Origin of the sequence: Spiroplasma alleghenense (assembly GCF_003363775.1) — a bacterium.
Lineage (GTDB): Bacteria > Bacillota_I > Bacilli_A > Mycoplasmatales > Mycoplasmataceae > Spiroplasma_B > Spiroplasma_B alleghenense.
In genome coordinates this window covers 170,129-184,562 of record NZ_CP031376.1, presented here as the reverse complement: position 1 = coordinate 184,562, position 14,434 = coordinate 170,129, and the positions used below count along the sequence as shown (strand labels likewise).

Sequence of the window (14,434 nt, the reverse complement as noted above, 5' to 3'; positions counted from 1 at the left end):
AAAGTTTAAATTTTTTTTAACTCCTAAAATAAAAAATTAACCGAAGTTAATTTTTATCCTATATTTAAATTTTAAAACTTTAGACTCAATGGAGATTTCATATAATCCAAAATCTCTTTAATATCGTCAGGATTATAGTTAGGATTCGACTTATTATATGTTTCGAAAGTTAACTGAGGTTGGCCATAATTTTTTAATACATCAGGAAATAAAGATGTGGTAATTGCTATGTTATTTAGCGCTACAACTCTTCCTGTGGTTTGGTGTAAATCATAATAGAAAATATTAAAATCTTTGTTGACATAAATGTATTTAGGCCTTGCAAATCCTAAATATTGATTTGAACGAAGCATATCTTGGCTAAAATTGAAAACCAAATTTTTCTCATTAGCTTGTTCATTTGCTAAAAATAGTTCTTGAATAGGAAAATCATCTCCAGTGAAAAATTTTTCAGCAAAATTTGATTTCTGTCAGAATTGAGGAGCACGTAGGTTAAAAATAACATCTCCGTTTCTATCACGTTCAGCTTGTAAAAAAGTTTTTTGAAACTCTCAGGCTGATTGAATAAAATCATCATAGTATTCTAAAGTATTTTCCCTGGTTATTTTTTGTCTAATAAAAATAGTTCTGCTATTTAATTCAAAATCTGATTTTGCTAGAGTGAAACTCAAACCTTTTAATTCGGTTGCAAAAACAGCAATTATATTCGCGTCTTTTTCAAAATCAATTTTAAATGATGATTTCGAACTTAAGAGAAGTCTTTTGAAAATAGATTCCTCTTTAACATGACTTGATAGTCCATACTGGTTTAGAGCTCTTGAAATTTTTTCTCCTCTAGCAATTGCTTTATCAATTTCAACATAATCACTTGAGGTAAAACTTTCAATTCTTTTTCACTTACCATCGTTTCCCTTAATATTTTCCAATAAAGTTTGTTCAGCTTCTTGATCATCTTGGAGTGCCTTTAAAAAAGTTTGATAAGGTACGGCGTTTGCCTCAAATTCATTTGTATGCATTCCGGTTCCTGCATCTACAATTCCACCATCTACTACTTTCAGACTCAAATTTTTATCATTCATTTGACCATCATCTATTTTTAAATTATTAATTTCATCTTTCAAGTATTTTTTAAGAATTTCATTTTCCGGGATTTCAAGAGTTGTTTTATCTAAATTACCTGAATCAGATAAAAACAAAATACTGTTGGCGATTTTATTATTAATCAGATCCACATATTCGGCTTCGATTTTTTTAGCCTGCTCTAAAATAGCCTCTTGATCAAAAACATTTATAATAACATATGAATCAATCGACTCAAAATATTTTTCATCATTTCCGCCCTTTAAATGAATAGTTGAAGAAATTTTTACTGTAAAAGTTAAAGCAACTTCTTGGCTTTTTAAATTAACTTCATCAATCCAAATGCCATCCTTTAGTGGGGTATTTCTATCAATTAAAACTGGGTTGTAGTTAACATTTGTTAAAACTTCTTCTTTGATTACATTATTAATATTGTCACGAGGAATTAAATCAGAAATTCAAGTTACCACATTGTCGTAAACCTCACCCTTGCGTTCTTTAAACTGTTGATCACTGTCTTTAATTGTTTTGTAGTCCAATTCATCTGGTAATTGTTGATCGCTTATAAATTGATATTCATTAAATCTAGTTGAAATTTCAGTTTTAAAAATTGAGGCGACCTCATCAATAAATTCTTTTATTATTCGATTATAGTCAAATTCATCATCCACTCTACTTTTTGTTTTTTTGCAAGAAATAACACTTAAAGGAGCAGAAACAACCATTGTTGAGGCTCCTAAAATACATAATAATTTTTTCATAATTGTTTCTCCGTTACTTTTTATATATTAAGTATATATGATTAGACTTAATGGTTCAATAAGTACGAAATTATGATAATAAAAAAAAGTCCAAATTAATTTGGACTTTTTAAAATTTAATTTTAAATTAGTAATTATTTTTCCTCAATTAAACTTGGTTGAGTCATTTCGCTAGGAATTTCTTCTCCCAATAAATCTAAAATTGTTGGAGCAATATCAGCAATTGCTGCATCCTTTTGTCGCAATTTTAAATCTTTTTTAGTAATAATTATCGGTACTAATTGACTGGTGTGCTTTTTATTTGGTCCACCCTCTTGGTCAATCATGATTTCTGCATTTCCATGATCTGCTGTAATAATCATTACCCCGTTAACTTTTTGCATTGCTTCATGAACTCTTTTTAATTGATCATCTAAAGTTTTCACAGCTTTAATTGTTGATTCTAAAATTCCAGTATGACCAACCATATCACAGTTAGCATAATTTAAAATTATTACGTCAAATTCATTACGGTTAATTTCTTCAATTAATTTGTCAGTAATTTCTTTTGCGCTCATTTCTGGTTTTAAATCATATGTAGCAACTTTTGGTGAAGCAATTAAGTCAGCACTAGCCCCTTTTAAAGTAATTTCTGATTGAGTAGCTAAACCATTTTTGAAGTAGTCCTTACCTCCATCAAAGAAGAAAGTTACGTGAGCAATTTTTTCAGTCTCAGCAATTCTTAATTGACGATAATCTTTTTTGCTTAATCACTCCCCAAGTCCATTTACAACTTCAATTGATTTGAAGGCAACTTTTGGTGAACCCACTACTTGTGAGTATTCCATCATTGAAACAAAATAAATATCATCTCCGATAAATTTCAAGTCTTTGAATGCTTTATCTTCTCATGCTAAATATTTATTGTTTGTGATTGTTGCTGCCATTTGAATGGCGCGATCTGGTCTAAAGTTTGCAAATAAAACTCCATCTCCTGGTTTGATAAACCCATTTGGTGCTTCACTATTAAATGCAGGAATAATTCCTTCATCATCTTTTCCAGCAGCATATTGGTTTTTAATGTACTCTCTTGGATTTGAAAATGAAGTTTTACCATTGCGAGTGAATAATGTTTCATAAGCTTGAGCGGTTCTTTCAAATCTTTTATCACGATCCATTGCATAAAATCTTCCACTAATTGAACCAATGGCCCCAACTTTATATTGGTTAAATAGTTTTTCTAAAGGTTCTAGGTATGTTTCTAATACTGTTGGTTTTGTATCACGACCATCAGCAAATAGATGAACATAGATTTCTTTAGCTCCAAGGTTGGCAGCAGTTTCAAATGCAGCTAGAATATGATTCATATGCGCATGAACTCCTCCATCAGAGTAAAGACCCATAATATGGAAAGCCTTGTTATTTTTTTTAGCAAATTCAACAGCTTTAATAATTTCCTCATTTTTGCTAAATGTCGCATTTTTAATTGCTTGATTAATTAAAGTTAGTGATTCATACTTAATTCTTCCTGAACCCAAGTGAATATGACCAACTTCAGAGTTACCCATTTGTCCATCTGGTAGTCCAACTCATTCTCCACTTGCATTCGCTTGAACTCATGGATAATCTTTTTTCAAAGACTCCACAAAGTCCATTTTAGCCAAACTAACAGCATTTCCTTTATTATCTGGAGCGATTCCTCACCCATCTAAAATTGCTAGTAAAATTGGTTGTTTTGTTTTCATCTTGTTCTCCTAATTATTTGTTTAATATAAATTTATTAATTGCTTTTGCCACGGCACCTTGTGATCAATCTAAGTCGATATGAGCTTTTGAAATTTTCTTAACCTCATCAACACAGTTTGTAAAAGAAACCGGAAATCCAACATATTCCATCATCGGAATATCATTAGTTCCATCTCCCATTGCCATAATATCTTTAGCATCAATTTTTAATAATTTTTCAATTTCTTGAATTGCATATTTTTTATTTATTTTTGAAGCAGTGACTTCACAAGCTGTATGAGTTGCATTAATAGCGGTTTCTAGTCCCATCTTTTTAAGTTCTTCAATAAAAGAATCTTCAAAATTGAAAATTAAAAACTTGTAACAGTCTTTATCATAAGGTTTTGAAAGGTCTTCAAAATTAACAAAATTGCCCGTAAAGAAGTTTTGTTCTTTAATAATTTCTTTACTATTTGTTTTTAAATTATTTATCACCGACTCGTCAAAATCAGTACTATAACCTCAAATGATTACATCGCGATATTCATCTTTTAATGTTAACTTAAATGCTTGGTTTACGATGTCTTTTGAAATGGGATTTGAAGCAATTACTTTTTGAGTTTTTACATCAAAGATGCAGGCACCGTTAAATCCAGCCATTATAGTATTTTTAGATAAAAAGCCATTTTCTAATAGTTTATTTTTGGGACTATTAATCGGACGACCAGTTATAAATACAACAGGAATCTCTTTTTCAATAACATTTATAATTGCTTCTTTATTTTCTAAAACAATTTCACCCATTGGCTCATAACTTGTGCCATCCATGTCCAAAGCTAATAATTTAATTTCTGGCATTATTTATAGTTTACTAATCCTAAATATGAATCAGGAATTAGAGAAGCCCCTCCAACTAGCGCTCCATCTATATCTGCTTGACTTAAAATTTCTTTAATATTTTCAGGCTTTACACTTCCACCATATTGAATTAAAATTTCGTTTGCAACATCTTGATTATATAGACTTGCAATTTTTTCACGAACTACTTTACATACTTCTTGAGCAATTTCTGGAGTTGCAACTTTTCCTGTTCCAATTGCTCAGATTGGTTCATAAGCAATAACAACTTTTTTAGCATCTTCAGCACTAATGTTTGCAAAACCTTTTGTAATTTGGTTTTCAACTCATGATTTAGTTTTTTTAGCTTCAAAAATTTCTAGTGATTCTCCACAACATAAAACTGGGACCATATTATTTTCTAACAAAGCTTTTGCTTTTTTGTTTACAGTTTCATCAGTTTCATTGAACATTTCACGACGTTCTGAGTGACCAATAATTACATATTTAACATTGATGTCTTTTAGCATTGGAATTGAAATTTCCCCCGTAAATGCACCTTCTTTTTCGAAGTGAACATTTTCAGCTGCAATAACTAAATTTTTAGCCACTTTTGCCGCATCACTTAAAGCAGTAAATGGCACACCAATTCCTGCAATTAAGTCTGGGTTTTTAACAATTTTGCTGTCAACCGCCTTAATAAATTCTAGGGCTTCTGAATTAGTTTTATACATTTTTCAGTTACCAATAATAATTTTTTTTCTCATAATGAGTTTCTCCTTTTTTCTATTACCAAAAAATTATAACACTTCTAAACAACTTCTTAAAGAGAGGTATAGAAAATTATTATAGTATATTTTGTTGAATTTTTGACCAGAAGTCAAAGTAACCATATAAGTCAGGAAACTTATTTAATGGCTCAACATATGTTGGCATCACCCTTTGAAGAATTGAATAAACCAAAAGTTTATTTGCTCCCCTAAATAAATATTCTTGACCAGAAATTGTAATTATTACTCCAAAATGTTTAAGCTCAATTTTACTAATTTTTTTTAAATCTACTTTTTTGATAAATTTTTGTTCTGAATCGCAAAAATAAATATTTTTAAAAGAAAAGTATAAATCATAATTATTTTCAAATTCCGCTTTTACCTTTCCGTCCTTGTTAACAAGCTTATGGACATTAACAGAACTCTCTTTAAAATTAATTAATTCCTTTGGTTCTATTTGGAAACGAACCGGAAGTTCTTTTAGTGGTCTTCAACTGTTGAAATAAATTTCTTGTACATTAAAAATAAATCTATTTTCTTCAGATGTCAACGAGATGTCCATTTTCCTTACGAGTTTAAAAAAACCATTAATAAATTTTTCATCGAAAGTGAAGTTTTTCGTAATTCATCTTCATAATATTCATCTTTTAAAAAGAATGAAATTTTCGTAATTTTTAATTTTTCTTCCACTTCTGCGGATTGATAACTTTGACTTGTTTAAAACGTTATTTTCGTCAAAATAAGCCAGTCACTCACCGCGGTTTAAAATAAAATTAGAATTTAATGATTTTTTTAAAAACATAATGCCCCCGCTTTATCACTTAAATATAATTATAAACTACTTTTAAACAAAAAAAAGATGCTGCGCATCTCTAAGTTACTTAAATGGTGGTTTTGGACGGAATTGAACCGCCGACACATTGAGCTTCAATCAATTGCTCTACCGACTGAGCTACAAAACCATATGATGGCGACCCCAACGAGACTCGAACTCGTGATCTCCTCCGTGACAGGGAGGCGCGATAACCAACTTCGCTATGGGGCCATTGGTTGCGGGGGCAGGACTTGAACCTGCGACCTTCGGGTTATGAGCCCGACGAGCTACCAACTGCTCCACCCCGCGATAATAATATAAAAATGGCGGAAGATGAGGGATTCGAACCCCCGCTCGGGTTTCCCCGACTCTCGGTTTTCAAGACCGACCCCTTCAGCCAGGCTTGGGTAATCTTCCACAAAAAGTTGTATTTTGGGTCCTTCACAATCCGCCTTTTTAAGCTAATCATGGTGGACCTTATTGGACTTGAACCAATGACCGTCCGGTTATGAGCCGGATGCTCTAACCAACTGAGCTAAAGGTCCAAAATTAAATATGGTAGCGGGGAGGAGACTTGAACTCCTGACCTTTCGGGTATGAGCCGAACGCTCTAACCAACTGAGCTACCCCGCCGTAAAAAAAATAAAAATGGTGGACCCTAACGGGATCGAACCGTCGACCCCCTGCGTGCAAGGCAGGTGCTCTCCCAGCTGAGCTAAGGGCCCAAAAATAAAATAATAAATGGTCGGGAAGACAGGATTTGAACCTGCGACCCTTCGGTCCCAAACCGAATGCTCTACCAAACTGAGCCACTTCCCGGTATTTAACACATGATCCGTCCATTAGAAATCACATGTTTTGGGTTTAAAATGGCGCGCCCGAAGGGACTCGAACCCCTAACCTTTTGATCCGTAGTCAAACGATCTATCCAATTGATCTACGGGCGCATTAAACATACCTATGATATTATATTACAAGTCAACGCATAATTACAAGAAATTTTTAATTTTTTGCAATTATGGCGACTTATTTATTATAACAAAATATCTATATTTTTTTGAAAATTTTATCAATTTATTAAAAAAAGCACTTTCGTGCTTCTTAATTTTCATTTGGAGGTGGTAACCGGAGTCGAACCGGTGATCAGGGAGTTGCAGTCCCACGCCTTAGCCTCTTGGCTATACCACCATTACCAAATATTATTATACTAAAATAATCGTTAATTTCTCAAAAATCATTACATTTCGCAATCAAAGATGTGTTTTAAAATGTTTTCGGAACAATTTAGAGAATTATTTCCCTGTATTATAAATAACTATATTAGTTTTATCAATGCCAAATTCAGGCTGAATTGTATCTGCTACTCCGCCAATAAATAAAAATGTCAATTCATTTTTTTCTATTGTGCTTGTGTTTTTTTTGCCAAAAAACAGACTTTAAATTAGGTGATAAACCCTGGCGATAGGCAACTGTGTCACCACTTGTGTTCATATAATAAAGGTTATTATTTGTATCAGCAACTCGAAATTTGTCAGCATTACCTGTATCTAGATTTAGACTTTGGTAGAATCCGCTGATTAATTCATAATTTGCCTCAGGAAATCTAGTTTTAATTCTTTCAACAGCCTCGTTGTATACACCTTCAATCAATTCATGGTAGCTATAAGTTTTGTTAAACTCAAATTCATTTTTAAAAGATTCTGGAAGTTTCATTGCAACATTGTTATTACCGTTATTTTCACCACTTTCAAAACCAAACATCTCTCTGAATAGTTCTAAAGCTAATGTTAGTCATTGAGTCATCAATTTTTTTGAATTTTCTTCTCTCATCTCTTGTTTGATAAAAACATTAACGTTAGGGATGTCAAATTTCAGTTCAGAACCTTCTTGATTTAAACTAATTGACAAACTTTGAACTTCAGTTGGGAAAATTGCTATTACTTTACTATCGCTTCGATCATTTGTTGAAATATCAAATTCTGAGTCTGAATCAGTAAGAATTTGATCAAAGCTCAAATTAGTTTTTTTATCAATTTTTTCTTTAATATATAAATGGTTAAACATTCAAGCATCATTTGAGGTTAGGTTTTTTTTCACATTTTCAGGAATTGTATCTCTAGAACCCATAACAGCATCAGAGCGATCATTTGTGTCCAAAGTTAAGTCAATTGTATTTAATAGAGCGCCCCCTCCTTCGACCAAGCCTTTTTTAAGAGTTGTGTTTAAATTATCTTCTAAGTATCATTTTGATCTTACGCTACTTTCAACAACCGAAGCACTTAAAAAGGCACTCTTTTGGAAATTGTATTTATTTTGATTTTGATTAATTTGTAGATTTCCAAAACTACTTCCAGATTGCTGGTTATTAAATTTTTCTAGAAATTCAGAAAATGATTTTTGAACTCCGTGGTCGCTTTGAGAAAATTGTGCAGCATTCTCATCAAAGTTTCCCGATGAACTTGTGAATCTAAAATTATTGGCATTTTCTGACAATTTTAATTGTTCATTAAAGTCGCTGATTGCATTATTAATTTCTTCAACTAAAGCCTCATCAGTAAAAATTCCTATGGTAGACTTATATTCAATCTTTTGAAAAAAAGCACTTCCAGATTCATCTCTTAATTGTACAGAGACATCCAGTTTAAAATTAATCATAACAATTCCGGCAGCTTTTTCTGTTAAAGTTATCTCGCTTATTTCAAAACCGTTTTTTAGGGGATTTTGACCATTTACTAAAATGTTTTTGTAATTAACTTCACCAATAATTCTATCATTGACAGATTTCAAAATTTCATTTCAATCAATAAACTCCCTAATTTCAGAATCAATTTGTTTAAATTCTATGGATTCGGATTTTAAATCCATGCTACTTTCCCCATCTAGAATTTTCATAATATTTTCATAGTTTATATATTTATTATTTTCAAAAAACTTTTGGGGCTGAAAATACAAATCACCTAGTTGTTTTTGCAGACCAGAATTAACAACTTGATTCAACTCATTTATCAATTTATTTGTTCAAAATTGGTAATCAAATTCAGTTTCCTCTAAATTTTTATCTGTTTTTTTACAAGCTACTACGCTTAGTGGGGCAGATACTGTCATAGTTGCTGCCGCTAAAATACTCAATAATTTTTTCATATTTGTTTCTCCTTTTTTAAATCAAAACTCCCAGCAGACGCTTCTCATTTAGATTTAGATAATTATAGCATAAACTTATATGTGTTTATATTATTATAATAATAATTTAAACTATTTTACTTTTTTATTAAATAAAATAAAAACATCCCAAAATATTTTGAAACAAGTAAAGTTACCAAAAATATTTTTAAGATGTTTAAAAAAATAGTTAATTTTTACCCGCCACTAGCGAATTAAAAGCATCAATAATTTTATTACTTAAAGCTTCGTCCTGTTTTGTGAATTTAAAGGCAGTTCCTTTGGCATTTGGGTCAAAAGTAATTTGAGGTTTATAAAGGAATTCATAGCTTTCAAAAGGTCCTCCGGGATTGGTCATTTCATCCATTGATTCTTGAACTGGAGATGTAATTCCTACATATTCAGTTAAATCAGCTGATTTTTCAAGCATAAAGTTAACTCATTCATATGATAAATCAATATTACGGTTTACTTTATTAATAACCATATTATCAGAGAAAACGTTAGTTCCTTCGGTATGACCTTCTTCATGAGTCATTCCGGGTCTTCCGTAAATGAAGAATTTTTCATCCACTTTTGGTCTAGAACTAAACATTTCATCTTCGTCTTCTAATTCAGCTTCACCGTTGTAAATTTGGTTTGCATATATTGCGTCCCCATTGTACATTAATGCTAAATCAAAATCTCCAAGGGCAACTTTTTCAATTAAGTTATCCCCAAGTAAAGAAACATTAGATTTTAAAATAAGTTTTTTCAGTTCTTTAACAGTTTCATCAATTTGATTTAGTTTTGGTTGAATAGTTCCATACATTTTTTCAGAAGCAATTGCAAAAATATTTTTAGCATCTTCATTAAGACGAACATTTAAACCAGCATTAGCCGCCTGCCAAAAAATATCCCAACTTAAACTTGATGAATCAATTTGTTGATTTTCATACTTAACATTTTGAGACTCCAAGAATTTTAAAACTTTTTCATTAGGATTAGCAACAACAACTAAATCTCCCCAAAAGTACGGGATGGCATAATCGGTAATATTACCATTTAAATGTTCTTTTGGATCATTTTCCTCAGTTGTTGATTCGAACATCAATTTCATTAATTCTGAATTAACATTATATTTACCATTAGGGTTTTCGGTAATATCATTTCCCTCAACATCTTTGAAATAGTGTTTAACTTGATTTTGATCCTCAAAACTTCCAAAAAGATTAATTCTATTGTAGTCAAGTTCTAAAAGTTTATCTTCAGTTACTAATCTTTGCACCATGTAATCACTTGGAACCATAATATCATAGTTAAAAGTATAAAGTTTGTTGTATAAAGATTCATTTGAGTCAAATTGCTGGTAATTAACTGTTACGTTATGTTTTTTCTCAAATTCAGAAATCAATTCCGGATTAATGTAAGATCCTCAATTTCCAATAACTAGGTCGTAAATATTATTTCTTACATAAGCAACTGTTAATAATGTAAAAGATGAAGCAAATAGAATAAATACTAACAAACTTTTTCAAGAACGTTGTAAGAACCCCTTGTTATGGCTAGCGATAATATCCCCATCACTTAAAGCCGGGAAAAGTTTCTCTCTTTTTTGATCGGTTTTAATTTGAATTGTTTCGATTTTATTTTCTATGTCAATTATTTTATCTTTGATGATATCGCGACGATGTTCTAGTAATTCGTTTTTCTCAATTAAAAGATTATCCAGATTTTTTTGTTCATCTTCTGTAATTTCTGACTTAGAGTTAATTTTTTGAATTTTATCATCAATGTTTTTTGTTAACGAGATTTGTAAGAACAATAATTTACTTAAATCTTTTTGCTTTTCAACTAAATCTTGAATTTGCTCTTGAGAACGCAGTTGCAAGTCTTTTAGTTTTTCTAAAATTAAACGTAATTTTAATTGGTTACGCCCTTCTCTTAGTTCGTCACGTTTTATTTCTAATTTTTTTATTTTTTTACGATATTGCAAATTCTCTTTTTTAGACAACATACTTGTTGCATTTCATTCGGCTTGAATTTCCAAAATCTCTTCATCAATTTCTTTAATTCACTCTAAATCACTTTGGTTTCTTTCGTTGATAGCTTCAATTTCGGCTTCATATTTTTTAATACGTTTCGATAACTTTATGATAGCACTTTGAAAGCGAACCTTACGGTGACTTTTATAATTTTTTAAAAGTTGTTGTTCTAATAATTTCATTTTGGCCTGAGACTTTGCATAAGCTACAAAAAGTTTTTTCTCATATTTGATTTCATTATTTACAAGTTCTTTTTTTCATTCCAGTTTTGAGATTTTGGCATTATAGTTTTTGTTTTCCAAAATCCTAATTTGAATTCTCAAGAGCATTGCTTTCATTCGCAAACTTGGTTTTCAGCTTTTTTTAATTGTTTTATTTGTAATTAATTCTTGGTACAAAATTGTTAGTTGACGGTTTAAGTCATCAATTTGTTTTGATTTGTAATAACCCTCTTTAATTTGTTTTTTTATTTCATCATTGCGAGATTTAGTAAAAGTGATTGTATTTCAAATCAAAATTGATAAAACAATAACTCCGACCAGAATTGTTCCAAAAGCATTTATGTACGGCTGAATTTTTTTGGCGGTATAAATAAAAGTTGAAACGTTAGTTTGATCTCCCCCAGTAAAGTAAGAAATAATAAAATCATCAAAACTCATTGCAAAAGCAATTGCAGTCGCCGCAATTATGGCTGGTCTTAGAATTGGTAAAACAATTTTAAACATTGTTTGACGAGAACTACTTCCCAAGTCATAACTTGCATCAATAACTTTGGGATCGATTTTTCTGAGGCGCGGCATTACAGTAATTAAAACGTAGGGTACGTTAAACGAAATATGTGCAGCAATTAGCGTCATTATTCCAAATTTTAAACCAGCAATTATGAAAACTACCATTAAACTAACGGCTGTAATAACATCGGCATTCACTAAAGGGATATTTGCTATCGAAAATCAAGTATTACGAGTAGTTCGATTAACTCGACTTAATCCAATTGCTGCTAGTGTTCCAATAATTACTGAAATGGTTGTTGAGACGATAGCGACAAACAATGAGGTGATAATTGATTTTATGAAGGGGCTATTCTTAAAAAATTCCCCGTATCATTTTAAACTTCATCCATCAAATTGAGAAATAGTTTTCCCTGAATTGAATGAATAAATAATCATGACGATAATAGGAATATAAATAAAAGCCATTATTATTGCGAAATAACTTGATTTAAAGAATTTTTTCATTTTTTATTAGAACCTCCTCCCTCAAATTTATTAGTAATTAATTTTATTACAAGCATTAGTAGTCCTATTAAAGCTGCAAGTACAACAGAGATAGCTGCTCCATATCCAAAATTACTTCCCTTGAAAAAGTATGATTCAATAATTGAAGAAATTAAATTAATTTTTCCATCTCCAAGGTATCTTACAACAATCAAAGAAGTTGCTGCTTGAATAATTACTAAGGTGAATCCGGCTAGAACGCCTGGAATTGATTGGCGCAAAGTGAATTGGAAAAAGGCTTTTGAATCACTAGCTCCCAAATCCTTAGCTGCCAGCAATTGGCTGCGATCCATACTTTCTAAAGAATTATAAATCGGGGTAATACAGAATGGTAAAAACATGTAGACCATTCCGACTATAATTGCAATTGGAGTTCCTAGCGCGGTTGGTGCCAACATGTAAAATACTGTTTGCAGACCAATTACCTTCATTAACATACTAATTCATATCGGCATCGTTACTAAAACTCAGACATTTTTTGCCAGCATTTTATTTTTCAGTTGAGCCATAATATAGGCAATTGGATAACCAATTAGAACACAGAAAAAAGCAGCTACAAAAGCGTAGGCAATCGAAAGTAGCATCGCAATCATAATATTTGAATCACTAAATAGTTTTACAAAATTTTCTAAACTTAGTTTAAAGACTAAACTATTGTTTGTGGGTTGGATAATTGAATAAACAACTATTCCGATTAAAGGTAATATAATTAAAAATACCATAACAATAATGAACGGTAATAAAATTGGTCAAGTTTTTTGACTTGTCTTTGCGATAAAGTTAGAATTTTTTAACTTGTAAAAAACTCCAGGAGGTTTGCTTGATTTGGGATCATCGGTTGAATTTAATTCATCATGAACTGCTTCAATTTCTTCAAAAATATTTTCTTTTTGAATTGTATCTTCAGTTAATTTTTTATTTTTCAAATCTGCCATTAGTTATCAATTTCTTTTCACATAACATGAATATCTTCAACATTTCAACGAATCCCAACTTTTGAACCATCTTCAATCAAGTCTGTTGTGTGTATCAACCAATTTCTAAATTTGGTTGCAACTATTACCTCATAATAAACCCCTTTAAAAATAACGCTTTCAACTTTGCCTTGAAAGAATCCTTTTTCTGGAGTTTCAATATCAATATCTTCGGGTCTGATGACAATATCAATATTTTCATCGTTTTCCCCAAAACCTTTATCTTGACAACTAAATTCTTGTCCATCAATTTTAACTTTACGGTCTTTAATGAAAATTCCGTTTTCAATGACATTACTAGTTCCAATAAATTTAGCAACTCATTTATTTTCTGGTTCATTATAAATGTCTTCTGGAGTTCCAACTTGTTGAATTGTTCCTTGATTCATTACAACAACTCGATCACTTAGGGTTAGAGCCTCTTCTTGATCATGGGTTACTAAAATAAAAGTAATTCCTACCTCTAATTGCAATCTTTTTAATTCTGCTTGCATGATTTTCTTTAAGTGAACATCCAAAGCAGACATTGGTTCATCAAGTAGCAAAATTTTTGGTTTCATTACCAAAGCACGCGCAATCGCAACACGTTGCTTTTGACCTCCAGAAAGTTCATCCACTCTCTTATTTTCACTACCAAGCAATCCTACTTGTTTTAAGTGCGCCATTACTTCTTTTTCAATAATGTCTGGTTTAGTTTTTTTATTTCTTAATCCATATGCCACATTATCAAAAACATCTAGATGAGGAAACAAAGCGTAACCTTGAAAAATAGTGTTCATTTGTCTTTTATTAATTGGTAGAGCCAGAAGGTTTTTATTTTCAAATAAAATTTCCCCCGAGTTTGGTTTTTCAAATCCTCCAATAATATTTAAAGTTGTAGTTTTACCACATCCACTTGGACCCAGAAGGGTTATGAACTCTCCTTCGTGAATATTTAAACTAATCCCTTTTAAAACGACTTTTCCGTCGTAGTCTTTTGTTATATTTCGGATTTGAAGAATACTGTTTTTTTCCATCGTATTTCTCCTTTACTA

General features: G+C 31.2%; 9 protein-coding genes and 10 tRNA genes. All 19 read right to left on the bottom strand.

The annotated features are described in order from the left end of the window. Nucleotides 1-71: 71 nt before the first annotated feature. The 19 genes from SALLE_RS00870 to potA all read right to left on the bottom strand — a co-directional run bounded on the left by SALLE_RS00870 (nt 72) and on the right by potA (nt 14,416). Nucleotides 72-1,841 carry a hypothetical protein gene (locus SALLE_RS00870; protein ID WP_115557755.1) on the bottom strand — a complete coding sequence of 590 codons (1,770 nt, stop codon included), beginning with the start codon at nt 1,839-1,841 and terminating at the stop codon, nt 72-74. 134 nt (nt 1,842-1,975) lie between these two features. After that, nucleotides 1,976-3,565 (bottom strand): 2,3-bisphosphoglycerate-independent phosphoglycerate mutase, encoded by a 1,590-nt coding sequence (gene gpmI, locus SALLE_RS00865; RefSeq protein ID WP_115557754.1) that lies wholly within the window; start codon nt 3,563-3,565, stop codon nt 1,976-1,978. 13 nt (nt 3,566-3,578) lie between these two features. Beyond that, entirely contained in the window at nt 3,579-4,403 is an 825-nt protein-coding gene (locus SALLE_RS00860) for an HAD-IIB family hydrolase (protein ID WP_115557753.1), read from the bottom strand. Next, nucleotides 4,403-5,149 (bottom strand): triose-phosphate isomerase, encoded by a 747-nt coding sequence (gene tpiA / locus SALLE_RS00855; RefSeq protein ID WP_115557752.1) that lies wholly within the window; start codon nt 5,147-5,149, stop codon nt 4,403-4,405. Before tpiA ends, SALLE_RS00860 begins: the two co-directional genes overlap by 1 nt. 79 nt (nt 5,150-5,228) lie before the next feature. Then, nucleotides 5,229-5,954, bottom strand: a complete 726-nt coding sequence (locus SALLE_RS00850) for a hypothetical protein (RefSeq protein ID WP_115557751.1) — start codon at nt 5,952-5,954, stop codon at nt 5,229-5,231. Between the two features lie 84 nt (nt 5,955-6,038). Then, nucleotides 6,039-6,114, bottom strand: a tRNA-Phe gene (locus SALLE_RS00845). Between the two features lie 6 nt (nt 6,115-6,120). Continuing rightward, a tRNA-Asp gene (locus SALLE_RS00840) sits at nt 6,121-6,197 on the bottom strand. 2 nt (nt 6,198-6,199) lie between these two features. Beyond that, nucleotides 6,200-6,275, bottom strand: a tRNA-Met gene (locus SALLE_RS00835). A 15-nt stretch (nt 6,276-6,290) separates the two neighbouring features. Then, nucleotides 6,291-6,383, bottom strand: a tRNA-Ser gene (locus SALLE_RS00830). A 51-nt stretch (nt 6,384-6,434) separates the two neighbouring features. Continuing rightward, nucleotides 6,435-6,511 (bottom strand) — tRNA-Ile (locus tag SALLE_RS00825). Between the two features lie 11 nt (nt 6,512-6,522). Beyond that, nucleotides 6,523-6,599: transfer RNA gene (locus tag SALLE_RS00820), tRNA-Met, on the bottom strand. Nucleotides 6,600-6,615: 16 nt separating this feature from the next. Further along, nucleotides 6,616-6,691: transfer RNA gene (locus tag SALLE_RS00815), tRNA-Ala, on the bottom strand. 17 nt (nt 6,692-6,708) lie between these two features. Beyond that, a tRNA-Pro gene (locus SALLE_RS00810) sits at nt 6,709-6,785 on the bottom strand. Between the two features lie 51 nt (nt 6,786-6,836). After that, nucleotides 6,837-6,913 (bottom strand) — tRNA-Arg (locus SALLE_RS00805). 166 nt (nt 6,914-7,079) lie between these two features. Then, nucleotides 7,080-7,154 (bottom strand) — tRNA-Cys (locus SALLE_RS00800). Between the two features lie 138 nt (nt 7,155-7,292). Continuing rightward, the gene (locus SALLE_RS00795) at nt 7,293-9,107 is read right to left on the bottom strand and encodes a lipoprotein (protein ID WP_115557750.1); all 1,815 of its coding nucleotides are present in this window, start codon (nt 9,105-9,107) and stop codon (nt 7,293-7,295) included. 208 nt (nt 9,108-9,315) lie between these two features. Then, nucleotides 9,316-12,387, bottom strand: a complete 3,072-nt coding sequence (gene potCD, locus SALLE_RS00790; RefSeq protein WP_115557749.1) for a spermidine/putrescine ABC transporter permease/substrate-binding protein — start codon at nt 12,385-12,387, stop codon at nt 9,316-9,318. Further along, nucleotides 12,351-13,361: a spermidine/putrescine ABC transporter permease gene (gene potB / locus SALLE_RS00785; protein ID WP_115557748.1), complete on the bottom strand. Its 1,011-nt coding sequence runs from the start codon at nt 13,359-13,361 to the stop codon at nt 12,351-12,353. Before potB ends, potCD begins: the two co-directional genes overlap by 37 nt. Further along, entirely contained in the window at nt 13,361-14,416 is a 1,056-nt protein-coding gene (gene potA / locus SALLE_RS00780) for a spermidine/putrescine ABC transporter ATP-binding protein (protein ID WP_115557747.1), read from the bottom strand. Before potA ends, potB begins: the two co-directional genes overlap by 1 nt. Nucleotides 14,417-14,434: the final 18 nt, after the last annotated feature.